This is a genomic window from Mesorhizobium huakuii, from assembly GCF_014189455.1.
Taxonomy (GTDB): Bacteria; Pseudomonadota; Alphaproteobacteria; order Rhizobiales; family Rhizobiaceae; genus Mesorhizobium; species Mesorhizobium huakuii_A.
The window spans coordinates 151,522-175,423 of sequence record NZ_CP050299.1 but is presented as its reverse complement, the minus strand read 5'-3'; the positions used below and the strand labels follow the sequence as shown (position 1 = coordinate 175,423).

The 23,902-nt window shown below is 60.9% G+C and carries 14 protein-coding genes and 9 pseudogenes; 11 read left to right on the top strand and 12 right to left on the bottom strand.

Annotated elements, in window-relative coordinates:
- Positions 1 to 53 precede the first annotated feature (53 nt).
- From HB778_RS38630 to HB778_RS42440, 3 genes and pseudogenes are all read left to right on the top strand, one after another.
- Positions 54 to 950, top strand: coding sequence for a LysR family transcriptional regulator (locus HB778_RS38630; protein ID WP_183465770.1), 897 nt, complete (start codon positions 54 to 56; stop codon positions 948 to 950).
- A gap of 30 nt (positions 951 to 980) precedes the next feature.
- Positions 981 to 1,128, top strand: a pseudogene (locus HB778_RS43750) (IS6 family transposase); the annotation flags it as partial.
- Complete coding sequence (locus HB778_RS42440; protein WP_244662179.1) at positions 1,115 to 1,285, top strand: hypothetical protein; 171 nt, start codon at positions 1,115 to 1,117, stop codon at positions 1,283 to 1,285. The pseudogene HB778_RS43750 and the gene HB778_RS42440, both read left to right, overlap by 14 nt.
- 363 nt (positions 1,286 to 1,648) lie before the next feature.
- On the opposite strand, the pseudogene HB778_RS38620 reads toward HB778_RS42440, so the two are convergent.
- Positions 1,649 to 1,914 (bottom strand): annotated as a pseudogene (locus HB778_RS38620) (ABC transporter ATP-binding protein); the annotation flags it as partial.
- Between the two features lie 55 nt (positions 1,915 to 1,969).
- On the opposite strand from HB778_RS38620, the pseudogene pmtA reads away from it, so the two are divergent.
- Positions 1,970 to 2,566: pseudogene (gene pmtA, locus HB778_RS38615) on the top strand (phospholipid N-methyltransferase PmtA).
- 673 nt (positions 2,567 to 3,239) lie between these two features.
- On the opposite strand, the gene HB778_RS43285 reads toward pmtA, so the two are convergent.
- The 3 genes from HB778_RS43285 to HB778_RS38605 are packed head-to-tail and all read right to left on the bottom strand — an operon-like array spanning position 3,240 to position 4,613.
- The gene (locus HB778_RS43285; RefSeq protein ID WP_348524822.1) at positions 3,240 to 3,704 is read right to left on the bottom strand and encodes a bifunctional hydroxymethylpyrimidine kinase/phosphomethylpyrimidine kinase; all 465 of its coding nucleotides are present in this window, start codon (positions 3,702 to 3,704) and stop codon (positions 3,240 to 3,242) included.
- 10 nt (positions 3,705 to 3,714) lie between these two features.
- Positions 3,715 to 3,978, bottom strand: coding sequence for a bifunctional hydroxymethylpyrimidine kinase/phosphomethylpyrimidine kinase (locus HB778_RS43280; protein WP_348524816.1), 264 nt, complete (start codon positions 3,976 to 3,978; stop codon positions 3,715 to 3,717).
- 14 nt (positions 3,979 to 3,992) lie between these two features.
- Positions 3,993 to 4,613, bottom strand: a complete 621-nt coding sequence (locus HB778_RS38605) for a thiamine phosphate synthase (protein WP_183465769.1) — start codon at positions 4,611 to 4,613, stop codon at positions 3,993 to 3,995.
- Between HB778_RS38605 and HB778_RS38600 the strand changes: the two are divergent.
- From HB778_RS38600 to HB778_RS38590, 3 genes and pseudogenes are all read left to right on the top strand, one after another.
- A pseudogene (locus tag HB778_RS38600) lies at positions 4,548 to 5,263 on the top strand (IS6 family transposase). The gene HB778_RS38605 and the pseudogene HB778_RS38600 overlap by 66 nt on opposite strands.
- A gap of 113 nt (positions 5,264 to 5,376) precedes the next feature.
- Positions 5,377 to 6,734, top strand: a pseudogene (locus HB778_RS38595) (ISKra4 family transposase).
- Between the two features lie 107 nt (positions 6,735 to 6,841).
- On the top strand, positions 6,842 to 7,570 hold the full coding sequence (locus tag HB778_RS38590; RefSeq protein ID WP_183465768.1) for an integrase: 729 nt from the start codon (positions 6,842 to 6,844) through the stop codon (positions 7,568 to 7,570).
- Positions 7,571 to 7,586: 16 nt separating this feature from the next.
- On the opposite strand, the gene HB778_RS38585 is transcribed toward HB778_RS38590, so the two are convergent.
- Positions 7,587 to 8,288, bottom strand: coding sequence for an IS6 family transposase (locus HB778_RS38585; RefSeq protein WP_183455459.1), 702 nt, complete (start codon positions 8,286 to 8,288; stop codon positions 7,587 to 7,589).
- A 444-nt stretch (positions 8,289 to 8,732) separates the two neighbouring features.
- Here HB778_RS38585 and HB778_RS38580 point away from each other — a divergent pair, with 444 nt between their 5' ends.
- The 3 genes from HB778_RS38580 (at position 8,733) to HB778_RS38570 (ending at position 14,193) form a co-directional block, all read left to right on the top strand.
- Positions 8,733 to 9,401 carry a DUF2285 domain-containing protein gene (locus tag HB778_RS38580; protein WP_244662178.1) on the top strand — a complete coding sequence of 223 codons (669 nt, stop codon included), beginning with the start codon at positions 8,733 to 8,735 and terminating at the stop codon, positions 9,399 to 9,401.
- 732 nt (positions 9,402 to 10,133) lie between these two features.
- The gene (locus HB778_RS38575) at positions 10,134 to 10,583 is read left to right on the top strand and encodes a hypothetical protein (protein WP_183455361.1); all 450 of its coding nucleotides are present in this window, start codon (positions 10,134 to 10,136) and stop codon (positions 10,581 to 10,583) included.
- 520 nt (positions 10,584 to 11,103) lie between these two features.
- A complete protein-coding gene (locus HB778_RS38570; protein WP_183465767.1) occupies positions 11,104 to 14,193 on the top strand; it encodes a hypothetical protein in 3,090 nt (1,029 codons plus the stop codon).
- A gap of 153 nt (positions 14,194 to 14,346) precedes the next feature.
- Here HB778_RS38570 and HB778_RS38565 read toward each other — a convergent pair.
- The 5 genes and pseudogenes from HB778_RS38565 to HB778_RS41105 all read right to left on the bottom strand — a co-directional run.
- Positions 14,347 to 15,440 (bottom strand): annotated as a pseudogene (locus HB778_RS38565) (IS1595 family transposase).
- A 115-nt stretch (positions 15,441 to 15,555) separates the two neighbouring features.
- Positions 15,556 to 16,026, bottom strand: a pseudogene (locus HB778_RS38560) (Tn3 family transposase); the annotation flags it as partial.
- Positions 16,027 to 16,062: 36 nt separating this feature from the next.
- Positions 16,063 to 17,421 carry an ISKra4 family transposase gene (locus HB778_RS38555; protein WP_183455359.1) on the bottom strand — a complete coding sequence of 453 codons (1,359 nt, stop codon included), beginning with the start codon at positions 17,419 to 17,421 and terminating at the stop codon, positions 16,063 to 16,065.
- Between the two features lie 539 nt (positions 17,422 to 17,960).
- Positions 17,961 to 19,670, bottom strand: a complete 1,710-nt coding sequence (locus HB778_RS38550; protein WP_183455357.1) for a hypothetical protein — start codon at positions 19,668 to 19,670, stop codon at positions 17,961 to 17,963.
- A 728-nt stretch (positions 19,671 to 20,398) separates the two neighbouring features.
- Positions 20,399 to 20,536, bottom strand: a pseudogene (locus HB778_RS41105) (ATP-binding protein); the annotation flags it as partial.
- A gap of 490 nt (positions 20,537 to 21,026) precedes the next feature.
- Here HB778_RS41105 and HB778_RS38540 point away from each other — a divergent pair.
- The gene (locus tag HB778_RS38540; protein ID WP_183465485.1) at positions 21,027 to 23,099 is read left to right on the top strand and encodes a recombinase family protein; all 2,073 of its coding nucleotides are present in this window, start codon (positions 21,027 to 21,029) and stop codon (positions 23,097 to 23,099) included.
- Positions 23,100 to 23,130: 31 nt separating this feature from the next.
- Here HB778_RS38540 and HB778_RS38535 read toward each other — a convergent pair.
- A pseudogene (locus HB778_RS38535) lies at positions 23,131 to 23,313 on the bottom strand (ATP-binding protein); the annotation flags it as partial.
- Positions 23,286 to 23,873: a hypothetical protein gene (locus tag HB778_RS38530; protein ID WP_183465765.1), complete on the bottom strand. Its 588-nt coding sequence runs from the start codon at positions 23,871 to 23,873 to the stop codon at positions 23,286 to 23,288. The pseudogene HB778_RS38535 and the gene HB778_RS38530, both read right to left, overlap by 28 nt.
- Positions 23,874 to 23,902 lie beyond the last annotated feature (29 nt).

The following is a 23,902-nucleotide window of genomic DNA, read 5'->3' as shown; positions in this document are numbered from 1 at the left end:
CAATGATCAATCTGGCTGATATTGAAGAACCATTTCCTGGATGTTGATGATAAATGGATACGTTGACGAGCCTGCGGGTGTTTTGCACCGTCGCCGACCTAAAAAGCTTCACCGCTGCCGCAGATCGCCTCGGCATTTCGCCGGCAATGGCCAGCAAACACGTAATGCAGTTGGAGAACCGCCTGGGCACCCGGTTGCTCAACCGGACCAGCCGAAGAGTCAGCCTCACAGAGTCTGGTGCGCTTTATTTCAATCAAACCAAACAGATGCTTGAAGGGCTTGACGAGGTGGAAGCGGCTGTCGGCAACGTCACCGTGGCACCCCGTGGGACCCTGAAACTGAGTGCGCCGGTTTGGGCAGCCAGTTCCTGCTTTGTAGACATACTGGCCGCCTACAATCAGCGCTATCCCGACGTCTGCCTGGATGTCGATCTAAGCGGGCGTATCGTCAATCTGGTGGACGAAGGTTTCGACCTGGCTCTGCGGGCAACGTCGCGCGAGCGGCTCGATCCGGGCCTTGTTGCCCGTCCGCTGACCCAGATCGAGTTTCGTCTCATGGCATCGCCGGAATATCTGGAGCGAACAGGGCGACCCCAACGTATCACCGATCTCAATGGCCACGCGCTGCTTTGGTTCAGCGGGATCAACCTCGGCGACAGCCTGTCGCTGGAAGGTCCGGATGGACGGCACAGGGTCACATTCCGTCGCGTGATGCAGAGCGAGAACGAGACGATTTTGCAGCTTGCAGCGCTGCGGGGCATGGGCCTTGTTTTTCTACCGAAATGGATGGTTGAGCCGGATATCGAAGCAGGCCGGCTGGAGATGGTGCTTCCAGACGCGATCGGGTTCACCAACACGCTACATGCCGTATATCCGAGCCGAAAATACCTTTCCGCCAAGGTCCGCACTTTCATAGACTTCATGACGGCGAGGCTACAGGAGGTGCAATAGTAGCGCCGCATCAGCATCGCCATTCCACGATACCGCGGGGTCGTTCATTTCGCCCCACTGCGCCTGGGACGCTTCACCCGGCGCAAGCGGCTCGTGACCCGCAAATGGCAGGTCGACGAGCACCTGTCCGGCGGCCAAGCGCTTCTTCAGGAAAGCGCTGGAGCGTGACGGTCAACCCGCCGCCGGTTGTCTTGCTCGATGCGAAACGGGCAGCCGAGTTGCACCGGCTCGGTAGCGTCACGCCGCATTATTTCTTCAAGGAGCTTGAACGCGCCGGATCGCTGGAGCGGCTGGTTGATGAAGCGATTGCCGAGGCGCGCACGAACAACGCGTGAGCTGGCGCGCCTTGTATGGCGAAAGGGGAGGGGCGAGAGCCCATGGCCTGCAACGAAGAGATCAAGCATTGCGATCGCCGAACCAAGGTGCCCAGTCGACATACGGACCGCGGCCTTCAATGCCAGCTCGCCTTGGAACCGGCCCTTCAGGAATTGGTTGAGCGCGCAGCGGAATCCGGCTGGACCGACGACGAGATAGCCTACGCGCCCGGGCCAGAGCAACAAGATGAGCATCATACCGCGACCCCGCCCAACCTATTGCGACCGCAAAGCCCCACGATGCGTTCCGACGCTCTGGTCAGCCCTTTTGGAAACCACTGGCTTTGCTGAATTGCGCTTAACTCAGATATATAGCGGTGGAGAGGCGCTGCCGCCTGAAAGCTGCCTTGGCCAGGCATCGGTGAATTCGGCGAGGCCGACCACCAGTGCAATATGGAAGCGGACCCTTTCTTCGGCTTCTTGGTTGGCCATGCCCCGTACCTCGAGGCCGAAAGCGACGTTGCCGAGTACGCTCGGCCAAGGCAGCAGGCGGTTTCCTGGAAGATCACCGCGCGCTCGGCGCCGACGCCATGCACCGGCTAGCCGTCTATTGCGACAGCACCGCTGTCGGCGGTCTCCAGTCCGGCAAGGGGATAGAGTGCGTCGTCAAAATGACCCAGACAAATAGCGTAGCAGGGAGTGGATATGGTCTTTCGATTGAAGGAGCTCCTCGCCAGGAAGTTCGAAGAAGAAGTGCAATTCTTCAAGGGCTGGCAGAAGGACAGGAAACGAGTGGGCGCGCTGATGCCAACGTCCGTTCATGCCGCGCGTCGTATGGCAAGCGTTATCAATCCGGCATCCGGATTGCCGGTTCTTGAGCTGGGCGCAGGAACTGGCGTCATCACCAAGGCAATCCTGGAAAGGGGCATCAAGCCGCATCAGCTGGTTTCGGTCGAATAATCCAAGGATTTCTATCATCGTCTCACACGACGCTTTCCAGGGGTGGATTTTCGATTGGGCGATGCGTTCGCGCTGGAGGAAGTGCTGGCCGAGCGGCGCGGGGAGCAATTCGACTGTGTGATAAGTGCGGTGCCGTTGCTGAGTTTTCCGATGGAACAGCGCATTGCATTGCTTGAGGATTTGCTTGCCCGAATTCCTCGCGGGAGACCTGTCATTCAGATCACCTACGGACCTTTGTCGCCGGTGATCAAAATGCCCGACCGCTACGTCGTGTCTCACTATGATTTCGTCGTCCGCAACATCCCGCCCGCACAGCTCTGGACTTACCGACGAGCAGTCTGAGCCGCAGCACGCGCGGAAAGTGGCGGCATTCTGCAAAATCCTGCTGAAGGACACGACGGTGATCGTCACGAAATTAGCATCGATTGCGCTTTTGTAGCCGCCTCCGCTTGCGGAGGCGGCTATGCCTTTAGCGCACACTCATTTGCTGCGGATTTCGCCCTGCGGACAATTGACAGCGAAGCCACCGCGGCCGCGAAAATCTCGCGACGGCGCTTCGATGCCGGGACCGGCCTGCCATTTTTGAGAGGTGATCCGTGCAGGTGCCTGACGCAAACCATGCAATCCCGTCCCTGACCATATCATAGCCATCGCCCTCTTTCAGCTGCCCAGGCCTCCTGACAGCCGGATCAATGATGACGATCCCCCTGGAGAATATTCTTCTTTGAAGAGCGGACGGTCTGCGCCGTCCTATGCCTCAGCTTGTACGATGGCCTCCTGGCCTTCCGTGCCACGCCAGTGAGGTTCGGTCACTCTACCGTGCAATGGCGTTCGGAAATACGACAGGCGAACCACAATAGTCATGTTTAGGCTGAAGACTTTTCAGCGGACCGTGAAAAAAGGAAACGCGAGTTCTTCCGCTCCTTCAGAGGCCCCTCGAACTCGCTTTCTTTGGAGTAGGGAGATCGCTCGTCAGACGCTCCCATGTGGTGGTCGGCAAACCGCCGCAAAACGGTCACTCGCTGTTTTCGGCTGCATGTTTCCGGAGCTTCTCGAACACGAACAGCTTGCCTTCGCGCACGCTATCTTGAAGCGATCTCGCATTGGCCAGATGCGCCGCAATCGCGCTGGCAAGCATGCAACCCGTCCCGCGCATCGATGAGATCAGGCGCGGTGTGTCGAAGCGGATTGGTTCTTGATCGAAGCGCAACAGAACATCGGTTGATCGATGTCCCGATGCGTGGCCGCCCTTGATCAGCAGGGCCTGCGCTGCAGCGTTCAGCAATTCCTGGCCTTGCAACACTGCGCCGCCCTCATCCACCGCCAGTTCCGAGCCAACAAGGAGCGCCAACTCGATGAGATTGGATGCGACAATACAGCAAAGTGGCATCAGATCGCGCTTCATGACGGCGATGGCGCCGGCTTCCAGAAGCGTCCGGCCTGATGTCGACGCCAGCACCGGGTCCAGTATTGCCGGCACGTGCGGATTTTCACGCAGCACTGTGACAACGGCCACGATGATCTCGGCCGTTGCCGATCTTGATGGCCGCCACCTTGTTGGCCTGCAGCGCCGCCCGCATCTGATCGGCCACCAGACCCGGTGACGAATGACTGATTTCCATGACGGCTTTGTGCGTCTGCACCGTCAGCGCAGAGACGGCAAGGCAGGTGCGCACGCCAATGGAAGCGATCGTCTCGATGTCGCGCGCAATTCCAGCCCCACCGCTGGAGTCCGACCCACCAACGACAAGCACATGGGGTTCTCGCTTCAGCGCGATGGATCCGTCTTTTCGATCCATTCCCGCGTGCGCAGTTCGGGATCCGCATTGAATGTGATGTCGGTGACCACCGCCGCGCTGTCGGCACCAGCTGCGAAGACACCGTCGAGACGGTCAGGGTTGAGGCCACCAATGGCAACCAATGGGATCGGCGCGACCCGGCGCTTCCATTCGCCGATCCGTTCGACCCCTTGCGGGCGCCATTTCATCTTCTTCAGGATGGTCGGGTAAATGGGGCCGAGCGCGATATAGTCCGGTTCGGCTGCGAGGGCTGTTTCCAGTTCGGCGTGATCGTGGGTCGAAAGTCCGAGCTTCAATCCGGCGTACTTGATCGCCAGCAGGTCGGCCGCGGCCAAATCCTCGTGGTCGAGATGGACGAAGTCGCAGCCTTTTTCAATGGCGAGCCGCCAATAGTCGTTGACGATCAGTTGGCAGCGATGGACCGCGCAGACGTCGTTGGCGCGGCGGATTTCCGTCCGCAGAGTGGCCTCGTCGCGGCACCGTAACGTTAACCGGGCATCGATCAAAATGTGGGATCTGGCGGCATGACCAGATTTTCCCGTGATCCTCTTTATCGTCGCCACCGATTTCCGGCGCAGGTGATTGCCCATGCCGTTTGGCTCTATTTCCGGTTTCCGCTCAGCCTGCGGATGGTCGAGGATATGCTGGCAGCTCGTGGCGTCATCGTCTCTCACCAGACCGTGCGACTTTGGGCTGAGAAATTTGGCAGACACTTTGCCAATGATACCGGAAGCGATCGGCCGGCAAGCTCGGCGACAAATGGCATCTCGATGAGGTTGTCATCACCATCGGTGGAAAGAAACACTGGCTTTGGCGCGCCGTTGATCAGGACGGGTTTGTTCTCGACGTGTTGGTGCAAAGCCGTCGCAATGCCAAGGCGGCAAAGCGCTTGATGCGAAAGCTTCTGAAAGGGCAAGGCCGTTCGCCGCGTGTGATGATCACCGACAAGCTTCGATCCTACGGTGCGGCGAAGCGGGAGATCATGCCAGGCGTCGAGCATCGCTCGCACAAGGGCCTGAACAATCGGGCGGAGAACTCTCATCAACCCGTCCGACGGCGGGAGAGGATCATGAAGCGCTTCAAGTCAGCGCGACATCTTCAGCGTTTCGTTTCCGTCCACGACCCGATCGCCAACCTCTTTAACGTTCCCCGCCACGATATTCCATCCACCCACCATCGAGAACTGCGAGCAACTGCCATGCAAGCATGGCGCCAAATCGCGCGACTTCACGCCGAATGAACCAAAGCCTCACTCCCAGATCTTGTTTTCACAGCGTTAAGTTTAGGGAGCGGGAAAAAGCTGGGGGTAAGAATTTTAGCGTAACCGGAGCTTTTTGTCGGAAGGGGCATTCGGTGGCAGCGCAATTGAGGATGAAGGTCTGGGTCGAATTGGTTGGCGCCGATGGCCTGCCGCTACGTCGAGAGATCGCAATTGTCGCACGCAACGTCGAAGGGGCGCGGCTCGGCGACTTCGGCCTCTCTCTGGATGAAAGCAAGGGCATACAGCGCCGCCTGCAGGGGAATTCACGCAGTTCCAGGCAGATCAGGCGGCACAGCTCGATAGGAATTGTTTGGAATGCGGTCGCGTTAGGAGCATCCATGACTACCGATCTCGCACGGTCGACTCGCTCTTTGGCGTTTGCCGTATGCGCGTACCTCGCTTTCGCGGCTGCGCGTGCGACGGATCGGCGAATCCTGGCGAAGGAAGAACAGAAGCCCTGTTGAACGGCAGAGCCACGCCGGAGTTGCAGCGCATTCAGGCTGAACTCGGCTCCCGATTGTCATTTCGTGAAGCGGCGCGTGTTCTCGACCTTTTTGTGCCGGCCATGCGGCCGCACAATCATCGCACTGTAAGCAACCGGCTGGCGAAGGTCGCCGATCAGATCGAGAAATGGGACCTTGCAAGTCCCTATAGACTGAGCCGTGCCGACGGGTCGCCCATTTCCGTGTTCATTGATGGCGCCTACATTCGCGCGGTCCCCGGATACCAGAGCCGCCATTTCGAAATTGCCATGGGGCGGGTTGTGACCAAAGGCCGACCACCGCGTCAGTTCGCGGCCTCACCGCATGTTACCACCGGCAAGCACGACGTTGTTCGTGCGGCGCTGCGGGCGCAAGGGTGGGTGCCAGGCAGCGACGTCACCGTTTTCAGCGACGGAGACGTCGGGCTGCAGGGTATCGTCATCGGCGCAACACGCCAGCCCATCACCCACATTCTCGACTGGTTCCATCTGTCGATGCGGCTCCGTCACATCGAACAGGCGTGGGAAGGGCTCAAGAGCGTTGGCAATCTGAGTATCTACCTTCGAGACACTGCGCTTCATGTGCCGCGGCTTCGTCATCTCCTCTGGAGCGGCTACGTCAGGGAGGCGACGAGAGCCGTGAGGGATATGCTTTGCCAGTTGGAGCAATATGCTCGGCTGCCGGATGCCAGCAACAAGCTCAAGCGCTTCTTCGAACTGGTCAGCAATCTTCAGACCTACCTGATCCAGAACAAAACCTCCCTGGTCGACTACTGCCAACGATATTGGGCGGATCACCCGATCTCGAGTGCCCCGGCCGAATCCGCCGCCAACAGCCTCGTCAATGCCCGCATGAACAAAAAACGTCAGATGCGCTGGTCTCCCGCAGGGGCTCACAGGGTACTTCAGGTCCGCGCGGCGGTTGCCGATGGTCGATTGAAGCAAGCCAAGTTTGCCCTTGCGGCTTGACCCCAGCTTTTTCCCGCTCCCGGGCTTGATATCATTAGGCGAGAAGTCTCACCTTTAAATGCAGCGCGACAAGCTGATCTGGTCGGTCGTCAATTGGGCCCGCCGCAATGCCTGAACCGGACGAATTCACGCAGAAACAATCTGTAGAGGCAATTCGCCTCTACACCGTCTATCGACACGAGCTTGATCATAGCGAGATCGGCGGTCGGTTTATGCCCTATCGCTGGTGGACGCTCCCCAACCCGCTCACCGTGATATGGATGCCGTATTCCAGCATGTTGTCGGAATATGCCTCGGAGCTCGCGAACATCATCAACGACCTGACTCATGACGTGCGTCGGCTGCGCGCATGGGCGCGCGTCGCGGCCGCACTCTCCGATAAAGAGAAGCTCGCAGTCTCACATGAGTTCATAAACACGCTGGGGACGGTCGCTCTCGGGAGGCCCTATGCGATCAAGTCGCGCTTCGCCTTCGCGGCGGGACATCTGTGCCACCAAGCCAATAGGACAAAAGATCTGCAAGGGTGGCGTGACGAGTTCCCGAATGAGCGAGCGCTCTATCTGGACGATATAGACCCGATTTGCAGGGGGTGGCGACGCTTCCGGACTTTCAAGCGCCGCGTCGAGCCTATCGCCGGCGGCGCGTTCAAGCGGGCTACCGGGGACTTCCGTAACGCCTACAATCATCGTTTTTCGAGCCGGTTTCTCATCGGTATGAGCGCGATGGTCACGCGTATCGTCGGCGAAGACGGGCGCATCTGCTACGGTATTGGCGGCAGCGAGCCGCTTAATCTCGATCGGTTCCGTTGCAAATTTTCATACCGGCACAGAAACTGAGGGGGCGGCAATAGCTTCACGCTGCGGCGATGATTTCAAACTGTTCAGCAATCGACGGATTTGGATTGTAGGCGTACCTCGCCTGCCGTTTGCGCATCATGTGGATCATCTCGACTCCAGCCAGTGTTGCCGTCGCGCTTGCGAATGACTTGAAACCGAGCATCGGCCGCACCCGGCGCTTGATACGCCGATGGTCCTGCTCGATGCGGTTGTTGAGATATCGGCTCTGGCGGATGCCAATCCGTTTGGGAGCGCGCCGGGAGGGACGGCGCAGTCGGTTTTCGGCATCGCACGAGACGAGCGCCTCGCGGTTGGTCTGGCTGCCGTCGATGACCACCCGCGCGGGCCGCCCATGGCGTTCAAGCGCTTTTCGGAAAAACCGTTTGGCCGCCAGCAGGTCCCGGTGTTCGCTGAACCAGAACTCGACGGTGTCGCCGGCGCTGTCGATCGCGCGATAGAGATACATCCACTTTCCGCGAACCTTGATATAGGTCTCGTCGACATGCCATTTTCTGGTCACCGCGCGCTTGCGTCGATTGAAACGCTCCAGCAGCCGAGGCGAGAAGTGAACGACCCAGCGGTGGATCGTCGAATGGTCGACGCCGATGCCGCGCTCCGCCATCATTTCCTTCAGGTCGCGCAGGCTCAGGCCATAGGCCAGATACCAGCGCACGCACAGCAGGATTACGGACTGGTCGAAATGGCGGCCCTTGAACATGAACAACTCTCCGGCAAAATGCCGGTCACCTATGACACGCCGGCCGTAAGCGAAAAGTTTGCAACGGAACCGACCTGCGATGACTGAGCCTATAGCGCTCGCGCTACGACAACCTGCCCACAACCGGCCTGCAATCCACCGCTGCGCTACTGTGCCTTTGGGCAAAGTCTCGAACGCGACGCAGGAGCCGATCACCGCAATCAAACCGGTTCACTTGGGGTGCTCCGCCCGTGCAGGCTGTCGCTGCGCGGGTTCGACGGCCTGGCGCTATTTGCGCGCGTCTTCTGCCCTCGACAGTGCCAATGGCGCACGCTTCGACGAAATGCCGCCAACGACCTCTGGTGCCTTCGGCGCCGGTGCTTTGGCAGTTGGCATGATGTTTCGACCTCCGTGAGGGCGGGCAGGCGAGCACAGTCGTGCCTGCAGTTCTCATGACTGGCGCGGATGAGGCTGATTGGCGCGATGACTTACGCCGCAATCCAGCATTTCTCGACGTGGTCGCGTCGGCCGGTGACCTGTCACGATGGGGTGTCCTGTTTCGCCGAGTCTTACGGGCGCAATTCGCTCGTTTTCTGGTCTCCGCTCTGGTGCGTTCATGTGTTGCCAGTCATTGCAGAACATCTGTCAGCATCGTCGGCGACAGCGCCGTTCGAACTCTCGGCATTACCATTTCGCGCGACGGTCCTGCTGGCGCCCGACACGGGCCAGCATGTTCTTCTTCGCAACGCCGAGCATACGCTCCAGCTCGCCGTCTCTGGCGCGGATATCTTGCAACCTGTCTGCCTCCATACCGAGGCGATCTGGCCCGCGATGCTTTCGAAGCACCGCCTGAGGGCGCTCGAGTGCCTCAATGCTCTAAGTGTGGGTCAACATCTGCCTGCCCGCTTGTTTCCGCCAGAAAAACGCGGTCCCCGTCTAACCTTCGTTCTTCGTGCGCTCGACGGCTCACTTGCTGGGGCGTCACATCGCGAGCTCGCCGAAGCGCTGATTGGTCACCGGCGCGTCAATGCCGACTGGAGAGATCCTCGCGATCATCTGCGCGACCGTATTCGCCGTGCCGTCTCTCGTGGCCGCGCCCTCATGAACGGAGGGTACAGAGATTTCCTCACTTGAAAAGTGACAGTCCGCCCTGTGCCTCAGCCGGCGAACAGTTCAGAGCTAAACCGGTCACCACTTGTTCGCCCAGTCGACATGGCAGCGAACGGCGGTGCGCTCTGGTTCAAGTGCCGGTCGATGCCGAGAGGCACGTTCGGCATTGTCCGATAGCCGACAATGTCGAGTACGCGACATAGAGGAAGCTGGCTCTCGAGTGTTTTTAAATGCTTTTTGGCTTGGCACGCTACATGCACGCTATTCAGCAATACGCGCGGACTGAGTGGTCGCACCGCCACGAGAGCCGCTGACTTACGCCACCTCCCAAGGCGTACCCGGCCCGGCAGCGAGCTCAGTCTTCTGCCGGGCATGCCTTTCAGACGTACTCGCGTTCAGAACTTCAAATTAGGCCCGCGCGCAATGTCCGTATTCCATATGCACTGGATATGACATCACCGCTAGTGTGACACCGAGCGAGCAGGCAAGGGCGAGGGTCATTGCGCGGCGGCATTACGGGTCATGCAAACGCGAACCACCAATCAGGCGTCATGCACGCTATCGAACAGCGAGGTTCGAAATGGGATCGGATGACTTACCAACGGTAGCAGGGAGCGCACGGTTTCCAGGGAAGGCCGAGATCAGGGCCATATTGGAGGAGTCTGCAAAGGCGTCGTCGCATCTGCGAGCTATGTGCTGCTGCTGCTTATGATGCCTTGTCACAGCTTGGTCACGGCTTGCGCGTCAGCAAGGCGATTGAACCGCATTGTGACCAAGTGGACCTGGAAAACGCGCAGATCTGGATCTCCCCAATTTGAAGAGCGGCCTGTCGGTCTAGGAGCATATAGCGCCGACGAGTTCGGCGCCATCTGCCGCTGGCCGGCGATAAGCCTTTTCGTCCCGAATGCCCAGCCCTTCACCCGACAGGCGGCGAGGTATTTGCTGGCCCGAGCCGAACACGCGCCCGACATGTTTGGTTCATCACCACATCCTCGTCATTCCAATGGCTTCTCTCTAGAAAGTACGGGCATGACCTGCCCCAGTATTCGCGCCGGATTCCTGTTCCACCGTCCTACAGTCACATCGCTGCACGATTCGACGACCTTTGGACCCTTGATGGCGCTGTTCTACAACCCTGCCCGCTGCCGTCGCGATCGATTTGAGGTGCGACAGGGATCACCGAAGAAACAGGAAATGGCGTCATGATCCCAAAGAATCGTGACTTCAGTCCGGTGACCTGGCGTTTCCTGCAGACCCCGCCCGCGGATCCGGATAGCACGGTCAGTCTGGTCAGCCTTCCAGACAATCTTCCAGCGACGGATGAGGACGTGGTCAGCGGGACATATCCGCAAATCGACGCGCATCCGCGGCAAGACCTCTCGTTGGACGCTAGGGGCGAGGCTCTGCGACGGGAGGAGGTGCTGCAGTTTCTGGGGCTCTCGCCGCAGTCCCTTGCCGGGTCAAGCCGCAGCACTGCAGGGTTTTCCGCCGACGGGGAAGCGAGTGAGAGAGGGGAGGACTACGATCAGGCCCTAGGCATCCACAGAAAGCCGTTGCCGCAGACGCCATGGGAGATGGCGGAGTCTTCGCTCTCCTTGCAGGAGGACTTTTTCGGACAGGCATGGCGGATGGTCGAGCAGTTCGGGGAGACCGGCCCCCAGCGAGCCCGGACGAACACGATGCGCCCACTCGCGCCGGCAGCCTTGTTCTGCCGGCGGATGAGGACGTGGCCAGCGGAACATATCCGCAAACCGACGCGCATCCGCGGCAAGACCTCTCGTCGGACGAGAGGGACGAGGCTCTGCGATGGGAGGAGGTGCAGCAGTTTCTGGGGCTCTCGCCGCAGTCCCTTGCCGGGTCAAGCCACAGCACTGCAAGGTTTTCCGCCGACGGGGAAGCGAGTGAGAGAGGGGAGGACTACGATCAGGCCCTGGGCATCCTCAGGGAGCAGTTGTCGCAGACGATGAGCGACGTGACGGAGTATTGGCTCGCCTTGGAGAAGGACTCTTCTGGACAGGCATTGCGGATGATCGAGCAGTTCGGGGGAGACCGGCCGCCAGCGAGCCCGGACGAATACGATGCGCCCACTCGCGCCGGCAGTCTTGCAGCGGCGGATGAGGACGTGGCCAGCGGGATATATCCGCAAACCGACGCGCATCCGCGGCAAGACCTCTCGTCGGAGGCTATGGACGAGGATCTGCCATGGGCGGAGCTGCAGCAGCTTCTGGAGCACTCGTCTCAGCCCGCTGTCGGGCCCGACAGCACTCCAGCGTTTCCAGCGGTCGACGGGGGAGCGAGTGGGAGAGTGGAGGACTATTGTGGACAGGCATGGCAGAGGGTCAAGCGGTTCCGGGGAGACCCGCTCCCAGCGAATTTTGGAGGGGCGACAAGGCGGGTAGGCGAGATGGCCCAGCAGAAGAACGGATACGACTGCAGTGTTTCGGTGCTGGCGGCCACGCACGCACCGTTGACCAGACTGCCCAACCGCCAATGGCTCGACAGCGCATCCCTGGATTTTCAAGCCGTCGTCGCCGATCGTACGGCGTTGCTGGCGCGGGACGGGGCGCAACCGGCAATCGCCTTGGGGGAGAGTCATCGGGAGGCGCCGCCAAGCTCGAAACGGAAACGCCGGAGTGGAACGGAGTTCGAGAAAGACTTTAGTGAGTTGGCGAGTAAAGCCAGGGGGGCGAGTTCTTTGGTGTCATTCAAGGAGCGCCAACCAGTTGGCGAACGCTTGGAACCCTTTACGGACGACGCGGATGCCCTGGCGAAGCTGGAGTTCGGCGGCAAGAAGGTCGGCAAGGACGACATCCTGAACCTGCGCCACAAGGGCGGGCCGCGGGTGGTGGCGGCTCTCATGAAAAACGCGGTGGCGCTGGCGAAGCTAGAGTTCGGCGGCCGGAAGTTCGGCAAGGCCGATATCCTCAAGATAGTGGGCACCGTTGGCGCGGCGAAGGTGGTGCATGCCCTGCTGGACAAGGCGGAGGCACTGGCGAAGTTGGACGTCAGTGGCCAGAAGCTCAGCAAGGACGATATCGTCAAAATCTTGGGCAAGAAGGGTGCCGCTCCGGCGCTGCCGGCCCTGCTGGAGAAGGCGGAGGCGCTGGCCAAGCTAGAGTTCAGCGGCGGCCAGAAGCTCAGCAAGGATGATATCGTCAAGATCGTGGGTCAGGCTGGCGCGGCGAAGGCGGTGCCGGCCCTGCTGGAGAACGCGGGAGCGCTGGGCGAACTCAAGTTCGGCGACGACACGTTCGGCAAGGACGACATCCTCAAGATCATGGGCAATGACGGCGCGGCGCAGGCAGTGTCGGCCCTGCTGAAAAACGAGAAGGCGCTGGCCAAGCTAGAGTTCAGCGGCGGCCAGAAGCTCAGCAAGGACGATATCGTCAAAATCCTGGGCAATGTTGGTGGCGCCCAGGCGGTGCAGGCCCTGCTGGAGAAGGCGGAGGAGTTGGCTAAGTTGGAGTTCAGCGGCGGCCAGAAGCTCAGCAAGGATGATATCCTCAAGATCGTGGGTCAGGCTGGCGCGGCGAAGGCGGTGCCGGCCCTGCTGGACAAGGCGGAGGCACTTGCGAAGTTGGACGTCAGTGGCCAGAAGCTCAGCAAGGACGATATCGTCAAAATCCTGGGCAATGTTGGTGGCGCCCAGGCGGTGCAGGCCCTGCTGGAGAAGGCGGAGGAGTTGGCTAAGTTGGAGTTCAGCGGCGGCCAGAAGCTCAGCAAGGATGATATCGTCAAGATCGTGGGTCAGGCTGGCGCGGCGAAGGCGGTGCCGGCCCTGCTGGAGAACGCGGGAGCGCTGGGCGAACTCAAGTTCGGCGACGACACGTTCGGCAAGGACGACATCCTCAAGATCATGGGCAATGACGGCGCGGCGCAGGCAGTGTCGGCCCTGCTGAAAAACGAGAAGGCGCTGGCCAAGCTAGAGTTCAGCGGCGGCCAGAAGCTCAGCAAGGATGATATCGTCAAGATCCTGGGCAATGTTGGTGGCGCCCAGGCGGTGCCGGCCCTGCTGGGCAACGCGGAGGCGCTGGCCAAGCTGGAGTTCAGCTGCGGGCACAAGCTCAGCAAGGATGATATCCTCAAGATCATGGGCAATGTCGGCGCGGCGCAGGCGGTGCCGGCCCTGCTGAGCAAGGCGGAGGCGCTGGCCAAGCTGGACTTCAGCGGCGGCCAGAAGCTCAGCAAGGACGATATCGTCAAGATCCTGGGCAATGTTGGTGGCGCCCAGGCGGTGCCGGCCCTGCTGGGCAACGCGGAGGCGCTGGCCAAGCTGGAGTTCAGCTGCGGGCACAAGCTCAGCAAGGATGATATCCTCAAGATCATGGGCAATGTCGGCGCGGCGCAGGCGGTGCCGGCCCTGCTGAGCAAGGCGGAGGCGCTGGCCAAGCTGGACTTCAGCGGCGGCCAGAAGCTCAGCAAGGACGATATCGTCAAGATCCTGGGCAATGTTGGTGGCGCCCAGGCGGTGCCGGCCCTGCTGGGCAACGCGGAGGCGCTGGCCAAGCTGGAGTTCAGCTGCGGGCACAAGCTCAGCAAGGATGATATCCTCAAGATCATGGGCAATGTCGGCGCGGCGCAGGCGGTGCCGGCCCTGCTGAGCAAGGCGGAGGCGCTGGCCAAGCTGGACTTCAGCGGCGGCCAGAAGCTCAGCAAGGACGATATCGTCAAGATCCTGGGCAATGTTGGTGGCGCCCAGGCGGTGCAGGCCCTGCTGGAGAGCACTGACCACTTTAAGAATATGCCTAAATCGGAAGTTTTGGCAGCGGCGAGCAAACCACGAAACGCTTCCGTCGCAATCAGAAAACTGAAGTAGATGGCACTCGGGACTCTCATCCATTTTTACGATAGGCGACTCCCGGCCAGGCGCCAGACACGCTTACTCGACAAGCTTCAGACGCCGATGAACGATTTCTGCAAGCGGATTGGGGTCGGAACAAGAGCAGTGCGAAATCGTACGCGGCCTTTATCAACCAAAGACAGCTACGGCTGATTTGATGATGATGCCGCCATCCGGGCTTCGGCGCATCTGACGACCCGTGGCGGTGCGAAAAACATTCGTCAATTGCAGCGCAGGCGGCACGCGCGACCACAAGGTTCGCACGCTCTCCCGGCCATGCCGGGTTTTGCGAATGACGTTTCCTGTGACGACGCGCTGCGACCATCGGAAGCCGATCTCGTGGAAATACAGGTCGGCATGCTGCGGGCTGATATGATGAAAGACACCGGCGATGGTACGGCGGACGCGGGAGTTGAAGCCCTCCACTGAATTGACGTGGACGGCGTCGCGAACATACTCACCGTTGGAATGCTTCACGGTCTCGTGCTTGGCAAAGCTCTCACCAATGGCCATGAATGCCTTCCACTCGTCGCTCATCAAATGAGCTCCCGATTCGATCTGCGCTTCAATGACGCGTTCGCTTGCTCGCGCCGAGAGACCGGTCACGACCGCGGCACGCGCGTCACCGGCCAGAGTGCCAGGCATTACATCGGTCGGTCGCTGCACCATTGCCATGACTGGCGTTTTGTCCGTATTCGTCTGGCCTTTCCGGCCGCGGCCCGGAGGCGGGTCGTCGGGATTCTTTCTGGCCTTCCACCGAGATGGAAATGGTCGATCTCCACCGTGCCGGCGAGCATGTTCTCCCGCGCCACCATGAGACGCAGTGCATGTCCCATCCGCCAGGCCGTTGGCTGGCTCACCCCGAGCGCCTCGGCCAGGCGCACCGACGACAAGCCCTTGTCGGATTGCAGTAACAGCCACATTGCCTTCAGCCAAACACGCAAGGAAAGCTTCGTGGAGTGCAGAGGCGTGTGTGTCGTCACCGTGAACTGGAACCGGCAAACGCCGCTGGAACATTGATAAAGACCCGGTCGGGCGCGCCGCTTGCCGGTATCGCGATCGGCAAGCGCAATCGAGCGTTTGTATCCGCAGGCGGGGCAGATCCGGCCATCCGGCCACACCATGCTTTCCAGCAACCGACGGCAATGCTGCTCATCCCGGAAGGCCGCGATCATTTCTTCAACAGTCCGAATGCTGGAAAGCGCTGCAAGCATTTCAGGCATTCTCACCTCCTTCAGACCAGCCCGAAGAATCGCATGAAAAGCCATAGGTCACAAGGATATTGCGGTCTTTGGTTGATAAAGGCCCGACACGCTAAGGTCGAACGGAGCATGAACATCATGCGGCGTGGCGTAACCGAGTCGGAAGTCTGAGCGACCGGAAGCCTTCAGGCATCTGATGTTCTGCATCCCAGGTGTAGATGCCGGTCAGATTGATGTGTTCCCAGCTAAGCGGCGAGACGTGCTTGAGCAGATGATCCGGAATCTCGCGGTGCATTTTGCGCAAGTGGGTGACGGCCCGTTCGATATAGACCGTATTCCAATGCACGATCGCGCTAACGACGAGATTGAGGCCGGAGGCGCGGAACGCCTGGCTTTCGAATGATCGGTCGCGGATTTCGCCGCGCTCGTGGAAGAAGACAGCGCGCTTCAGTTTATGCGCAGCTTCGCCCTTGTTGAGGCCGGCTTGGCAGCGCCGACGCAATATCGGACTTGAGTACCATTCGATCATGAACAGCGATCGCTCGATCCGACCGAGTTCCCGTAGCGCCCTTGCGAGCTGGCTTTCCTTCGGAGATGCGGACAGCTGGCACCGTAAACTTAAGGGAGCGGGAAAAAGCTGGGGTCAAGCCGCAAGGGCAAACTTGGCTTGCTTCAATCGACCATCGGCAACCGCCGCGCGGACCTGAAGTACCCTGTGAGCCCCTGCGGGAGACCAGCGCATCTGACGTTTTTTGTTCATGCGGGCATTGACGAGGCTGTTGGCGGCGGATTCGGCCGGGGCACTCGAGATCGGGTGATCCGCCCAATATCGTTGGCAGTAGTCGACCAGGGAGGTTTTGTTCTGGATCAGGTAGGTCTGAAGATTGCTGACCAGTTCGAAGAAGCGCTTGAGCTTGTTGCTGGCATCCGGCAGCCGAGCATATTGCTCCAACTGGCAAAGCATATCCCTCACGGCTCTCGTCGCCTCCCTGACGTAGCCGCTCCAGAGGAGATGACGAAGCCGCGGCACATGAAGCGCAGTGTCTCGAAGGTAGATACTCAGATTGCCAACGCTCTTGAGCCCTTCCCACGCCTGTTCGATGTGACGGAGCCGCATCGACAGATGGAACCAGTCGAGAATGTGGGTGATGGGCTGGCGTGTTGCGCCGATGACGATACCCTGCAGCCCGACGTCTCCGTCGCTGAAAACGGTGACGTCGCTGCCTGGCACCCACCCTTGCGCCCGCAGCGCCGCACGAACAACGTCGTGCTTGCCGGTGGTAACATGCGGTGAGGCCGCGAACTGACGCGGTGGTCGGCCTTTGGTCACAACCCGCCCCATGGCAATTTCGAAATGGCGGCTCTGGTATCCGGGGACCGCGCGAATGTAGGCGCCATCAATGAACACGGAAATGGGCGACCCGTCGGCACGGCTCAGTCTATAGGGACTTGCAAGGTCCCATTTCTCGATCTGATCGGCGACCTTCGCCAGCCGGTTGCTTACAGTGCGATGATTGTGCGGCCGCATGGCCGGCACAAAAAGGTCGAGAACACGCGCCGCTTCACGAAATGACAATCGGGAGCCGAGTTCAGCCTGAATGCGCTGCAACTCCGGCGTGGCTCTGCCGTTCAACAGGGCTTCTGTTCTTCCTTCGCCAGGATTCGCCGATCCGTCGCACGCGCAGCCGCGAAAGCGAGGTACGCGCATACGGCAAACGCCAAAGAGCGAGTCGACCGTGCGAGATCGGTAGTCATGGATGCTCCTAACGCGACCGCATTCCAAACAATTCCTATCGAGCTGTGCCGCCTGATCTGCCTGGAACTGCGTGAATTCCCCCTGCAGGCGGCGCTGTATGCCCTTGCTTTCATCCAGAGAGAGGCCGAAGTCGCCGAGCCGCGCCCCTTCGACGTTGCGTGCGACAATTGCGATCTCTCGACGTAGCGGCAGGCCATCGGCGCCAACCAATTCGACCCAGACCTTCATCCTCAATTGCGCTGCCACCGAATGCCCCTTCCGACAAAAAGCTCCGGTTACGCTAAAATTCTTACCCCCAGCTTTTTCCCGCTCCCAGGCAGGGCGCGAGGTTAGCAAATTCGAGAGTCTCGTTCGAGCCCTGCGCTCCGACGCCACCCTCGAGGAAGAGCGCTCAGCGGATTTGGAATCGGAGGATTTCGCCCAGAGGCAGACTCGTTTAGGCAGGGAGCAAGACGATAATGTGTCGGTGAACCTGCATCCGATGTGGAGCGGCCATTCGTTGTCAGAATTCACTGACCGCGATTGCGCGGATCCCGGAAAGCGATTTTGGTCGGTTCTCGGCTGCGCCATCCTAACGGACGTCGAGAGGGGCCATGTCGAGGCTGACACAAGCGAGACGACTTCTGGCGGCCGTTGAGCCAACGGGACGAAAGGGACACCCGAAAAAACCCTGCAACAAATATCCATAGGGGTCCACGTTGTCGCCCGTAGGTCTGATCCAGCTGCGATCGGCTTCAACTCATTCCACGCACCCGTTGAAGACGGTGTGTAAGCCGTAATCTGGCTTACCGCCTAGGCAACAATGCTGCCAAGGCGCTAGCCCGATGGTCCGGCTGGGCGAGGCCGTCGGCAAGGGCAGCGATGCGCCCTTGTAGCTCGCCCTTAAGCTCTGCCACACCTCTCCCCAGGGCTTGGAGAGCGTTGGCGCGATGGGGGCCCTGGATGCGATCGGCGAGGACTACGAGACGCCGTTGGAGGTCAACCTCAAGCCCTGCCAGCCCCTCTCCGAAGCCCTGTAGCGCCGCTACGCGATCTCCGGGCTGGTCGAGTTCCTCCGCGAGGCGGACGAGACGGCGCTGGAGATCCCGCGCAAGCCCCGCCACGCCGGCTCCAAGGCCAATTAAAGCCGTGCCGCGATGCTTTTGGTCCTCAAGACCCTCGGCGAGCTTGACAAGACGCTCCTGGAGCTCCCGCGCAAGCCCTCCCACACCTGTGCCGAGGTCTCCGAGGGCGAAGGCGCCATGCACTTGGTCAAGCCCTTCGGCGAGCTTGACAAGACGCTCCTGGAGATCCAGCGCAAGCCCTCCCAGCCCTGTGCCGAAGCCTTGGAGGGCGAAGGCGCCATGCACTTGGTTAAGCCCTTCGGCGAGCTTGACAAGACGCTCCTGGAGATCCCGCTCAAGCCCGGCCACGCCCGCTGCGAGACCCTGCACGGCCGAGGCGCGGTCCTCTTGGTCCTCGAGCCCCTCGGCGAGGCTAACGAGACACTGCTGGAGCTCGCGATCAAGCCCCGCCACGCCCGCTGCGAGACCCTCCACGGCCGCGGCGCAATGCTCCTGGTCCTCAAGCCTCTCGGCGAGTCTGACAAGACGCTCCTGGAGATCGCGCTTAAGCCCTGCCAAGCCCTCTCCGAAGCCCCATAGGGCCAAGGCGCAATATTCGGGCTCGTCGATCCCCTCGGCAAGGGTGACGAGACGCTCCTGGAGACCGCGATCAAGCCCTGCCACACCCGCCCCGACGCCCACCAGGGCCGAGGCGCAATGTTCGGGCTCGTCGAGCCCCTCTGCCAGGCTAACGAGACGCTCCTGGAGGTTAGGGGCAAGCCCTGCGACGCCTTTTCCGAGGGCTCCGACGGCGGAGGCGCATTCCCCGGGCTGGTCAAGTCCCTCGGCGAAGCGGACGAGATCCTCCTGGAGATCTGGCTCGAGTCCTGCCAAGCCCGGTCCGATATCGATCAAGATCGAGTTGCGGTCATCGAGGTCGCGAAGCCTCTGGACTAGCGCGACGAGACCCTTCTGGTCCGCCCGGGTGAGGTAATTGAAGTTGGGCGCGAGTGATTGGATCATGTTGGGCACCATGCGCGCGGCAAAGCGATCCGCGCCGGGCTCGTGACCCCGCAACCTCGCCCAGATGGCCTGAACCCGAATAGCCCTTTGACACCTTTCTCGAGACGCCGGCGATAGCCAGGTGTCGAAACGCAGCCGGCGATTTGTCGACAACATGCTCAGCAGATCGGTCGGTCTGAGCCGCTCGGCAATCTCACCGAGTAGCCCCGGATCCAGATCACGGACACTGGTGTGCTGCATCCTGAGAGTGGAGGAACCGCTTGACGCTTGATGCTCAGAGCGCGCCTGCTTCACCATAGAACAAGTCGATTGTCGAGATTCTTCGACGCCAACAACCGGTCTGGCGGGAGAATCGTCCGTGATATTGCCTTCGATGGCGCTAACCATCGAGATGGGGGCCTTGCCAGGCTCGTCAATGTTCCTTATCATTTCACCTCCTATGGAGCGACAAACTGAATGAGATCATCATCCGTGATTGTCCCGCAGCGGCCACCGGTGATCTGTCGGCGGTGCACCATTGCGGCCAATTTCAAACCCCTGGAAACAACGTGCATTTTCCATGCCTGATGTTTCGAATCTGGAGGGTTCTGTGAGGTCGCGCGGCGGTGATGGTACGGCTTGGCGCGGCGCGCGACCTCATTGAAGCCGGATTGAGCGAACCCGCTGACGCGGCCGGTCGCCACATCAGTCTTGTAGCGGTTTTGGCCAGACCGGTTCTTCACCACGTCGAGCCGCGTGTGATCGCCGCCGTGCCAGTGTAGCACGAGGTGGAGCCGATCGGTCTCGGCTGTAACAATGATCTCCTTCAGCACGGTGCGCAAAATCCGCTTGCGCGTCTCGACGGACGCGGCGGGATGGTTCCACAGCGCAGGCATGTCGTCTGCGAGCGCTATAAGCATCGTGCGTTCGTCCTCGCTTAGGGCGCTCGGCTGCTCGCTGCGCAAGCTCCGGACCTGATCCTCAAGCCGGACGACCGCCGCCAGACAGTCATTCCATCGCCGTTCGAGCTCGCCGGCGACAAGGCGGTTATCTGGATCAACGGCGTCGTATTGGCGGCGTGCATGCGCCGCCTCATAGCGGGCCTGGTCCAGGGCGAGCTCGCTTTGCCGCAGCCGTTCGTTGCCGGCCTGCTTCAGGCCAAGCAAGAGGCGCCCGTTGCGGGCATGCCGCCCGTCGCCCCTGGCGATGGCGAGCGCCTCGAACAGGCGCGGCATGCGATGGTAGGCGGCGGAGCGGCCATCGCGGCAGGCCTTGTGGCCGAGCGCGCAGGCGATCCAGCTTTTGCCGAGGCCGGTCAAGACAGCGCCACAATGCCGGGTGTCCGGCGTTTGAGGTCCGGATTTACTATCCGTTTCATCCTCGATGCGGCCAGATGGTTTCGATCACACTTCGGCGGCGGTTTGCAGGCGAGGATCACCTGGTCGTGGTTCAGCCTGACGGCACGCTCGCTCTGGTCCCGTCCTGGATGGCGGAGGCAGCGGCTGGCTCTGCCACTCTCACTACGTGCCCTGCGTTGTCGATCGGCCGGCTCATCGAATTGCGCGCGCGCCTCGATACGCTTCTAGCCTCTTGCGGCGGGGAATCGGCCTCGCGAGGAGGATGTGATCATGCGACCACGATACGACCAGCAGAGAGACTTGTTCGAGGTGGATCGAACGCTGACGGAGTTTCCAGTTGCGCAGAGGCGCGAGCTTGTCCGCCTGATCGAGTGCCTTCTGATCGAGGCAGTTGCCGCTTGCGAGGCAAACGTGCCATCCGACGGCCCCGAGACGAAGGAGGCTGCGCATGAGCAAGATCACGCATGAGCACCTGGGCCGTCAGGCCATCGTCTACATTCGTCAGTCGACCGCCGATCAGGTTGCCAACAACCTGGAGAGCCAGCGCCGCCAATACGGCCTTGCGGATCGGGCGCGACAGCTCGGCTGGAGCGATGTCGCCGTCATTGATGACGACCTCGGCCGCTCCGGCGGCGGTGTCGCGCGGCCCGGCTTCGAGAAGCTGTTGGCAGCCATCTGCGAAGGACGCGTTGGTGCCGTGGTCTCGATCGAGGCGTCGAGACTGGCTCGCAACGGCCGCGACTGGCACACGTTGCTGGAGTTCTGTGGTCTCGTCGGCACGCTCATCCTCGACGAGGACGGCATCTACGATGCTCGCCACCCCAACGACCGACTGTTGCTCGGCATGAAGGGAACCATGAGCGAGATGGAGCTGTCGGTACTGCGCCAACGCTCGCTTGAGGCCCTGAAGCAGAAGGCGCGCCGCGGCGAGCTGTTCATGACGGTTGCCATCGGTTACGTGCGGATCGGCAACAACCGCATCGAGAAGGATCCTGATCGGCGCATTGTGGAGGCGATCGCGCTCATCTTCGCCAAGTTCGCCGAGATGCAGTCGGTGCGTCAGGTGCATCTCTGGTTCAGGCACGAGCGCATCCCATTGCCCGCTGTCATCTACGGTGCCGAGGGTCGCCTGATTGAGTGGAAGTTACCGGTGTACAACACGATCCTGCACATCCTGACCAACCCGATCTACGCCGGTGCCTATGCTTTTGGGCGCACCGGCAGCCGCGTCAGCATTGACGCCGGCCGCAAAAAGGTGGTGCGTGGCTTCAAGAAGGAGCGCAAGGACTGGGAGGTGTTGATTCCGAACCACCACGAGGGTTATCTGAGCTGGGCAGCCTACGAGAGGAACCTGGGCCTGATCGCGGACAACGCCAATGGCAAGAACCCTATGAGCCGTGGTGCCCTGCGTCGGGGTGAGGCGCTGCTCGCCGGCCTGCTGCGGTGTGGTCATTGCGGACGCAAGCTGCACGTTGCTTACTCCGGCACCGACGGCAACACAGGCCGCTATCACTGCAGGGGTGGCTTCCTCAATCACGGCGGCGATCGCTGCATCTCGTTTGGAGGCATGCGTGTTGACCGCGATATCGGCGCCGAGGTCATCGTGCGCCTGCAACCGCTTGGTATCGAGGCCGCGCTCGCAGCACAGACTGTCCGCAGCCGGGCGAGCGAGGACAAGCGACGACAGGTCGAGCTGGCACTGGAGCAGGCCCGCTACGAAGTCGGCCGCGCCCGTCGCCAGTATGATGCCGTCGATCCCGACAACCGCCTCGTCGCTGCGGAGTTGGAGACGCGATGGAATGAACGACTGACCGTCGTCCGCGATCTGGAGACGGACCTGGAGGAATTGACGACATCATCCGCTACCGAGCCGATGCCTGTCGATCACGAGCGACTGATGCTGCTCGGTGCCGATCTGCAAAGGGCATGGACCAGCGCCGGCGTGACATCAGAGGCAAAGAAACGCATCGTGCGCACGCTGATCGACGAGATTGTCGTCCGCATCGAGGACAGCAAGCTGGATCTCGTCATTCGCTGGCACGGCGGAGCCCATTCGGCCCTCAAGGTCAAGAAAAACCGCTCCGGCCAGCACCGCTGGAGCGCCGAAGGCGAGACCATCGATTTGGTGCGTGTGCTGGCTCGACAGATGCCGGACAGGGCGATCGCCTCCGTACTCAACCGGGCCGGCAAAACGACGGGACGCGGCAACGGCTGGACGCAATCACGGGTGTGCAGCCTGCGTAATCACAATGAGATTCCAGCCTATCGGGAAGGCGAGCGTCAGGAGCGCGGTGAGGTCACGCTCGACGAGGCTGCGACGGCTCTGTCTGTCAGCCCATCGACCGTGCGCCGTCTGATCAAAGATGGTCAACTTTCGGCGAACCAGCTCTGTAAGGGAGCACCCTGGATCATCCGCGCCCTCGATTTGGACCGAAGCGACGTGAAGGGTGCAGCGACTGCTCGTCGTCTGAGACGGCCGCCGTCCAGCAATCCTCGGCAAAAAACCCTTGAACTTCAATGACATGGAAAGGTGAGCATTATGAAGCAGGCTCGGTCGGACCGGTGATGAGCAGGTTCTCGTGGCGCTGGATCCAGCTGCCGTCGATCAGATGGGCCATAACGGCGCGGTCAATGCCGCGCGCGGTGCGCAAATCGAGATCCTCGACGCAGGCCGACTGCCGGAGGGCTGCGAACTTCAGCCGAGCGATCAGGCGCTTGGCGTCGCGGTCCGCGGCGGGTGATGGATAAGATAAACTTCTCTGGATTGGCCAAACACCACGTTGGAATTCGGTGTTAGCTTCACCTCGGCCGTGTAGTGCTCACCGTTAATCTCGAAGTGTGCCGGCTGCTCTTGGTTGCGCTGGCCCGGTAGGAACCCGAGTTTTCCCAATTCACGAATGATTTCACGCGGCATTAATTGGCCGCCATTGTCCCAGTGGTGGTGGTCCCATAACGGGCCAACGAGATATCCGATGTCATCTGAGCGGAGAACTGACGAGGACGCCTTGCCAGACGCCTGCGCCGATCCGCTAGAAGGCTTTCCGACGCAACATTCTCCAACCGCTTTCCTAACTGCTGACTTAACGCGCGACCACAGTGAACCGTCTCTGCTACGCAGGCCGGATCGCGGCGGCATCCGCATCGACCCGCCGATGTCAGGGTGCCCTCCATGGTCATCTGCGGGCGTCGCATCAGGCGGAATGAGTGGCAAGGTGCCTGGGTGCTGTTCTTGAACGGCAGCGTACTCCTGCATCGAAGCAGCCATGCTGAATTGGTCGATCGAATTGAGTTTCAAACCACTCTCCTTTGAACGTGGACTTTTCC

Excerpts from the sequence above, each read along its gene's own strand:
- HB778_RS38630 (WP_183465770.1), top strand. The coding sequence starts at position 54 with ATGGATACGTTGACGAGCCTGCGGGTGTTTTGCACCGTCGCCGACCTA.
- HB778_RS38605 (WP_183465769.1), bottom strand. The coding sequence starts at position 4,613 with ATGGGCAATCACCTGCGCCGGAAATCGGTGGCGACGATAAAGAGGATC.
- HB778_RS38590 (WP_183465768.1), top strand. The coding sequence starts at position 6,842 with ATGCCTGAACCGGACGAATTCACGCAGAAACAATCTGTAGAGGCAATT.
- HB778_RS38585 (WP_183455459.1), bottom strand. The coding sequence starts at position 8,288 with ATGTTCAAGGGCCGCCATTTCGACCAGTCCGTAATCCTGCTGTGCGTG.
- HB778_RS38580 (WP_244662178.1), top strand. The coding sequence starts at position 8,733 with ATGAGGCTGATTGGCGCGATGACTTACGCCGCAATCCAGCATTTCTCG.
- HB778_RS38550 (WP_183455357.1), bottom strand. The coding sequence starts at position 19,670 with ATGATAAGGAACATTGACGAGCCTGGCAAGGCCCCCATCTCGATGGTT.
- HB778_RS38540 (WP_183465485.1), top strand. The coding sequence starts at position 21,027 with ATGAGCAAGATCACGCATGAGCACCTGGGCCGTCAGGCCATCGTCTAC.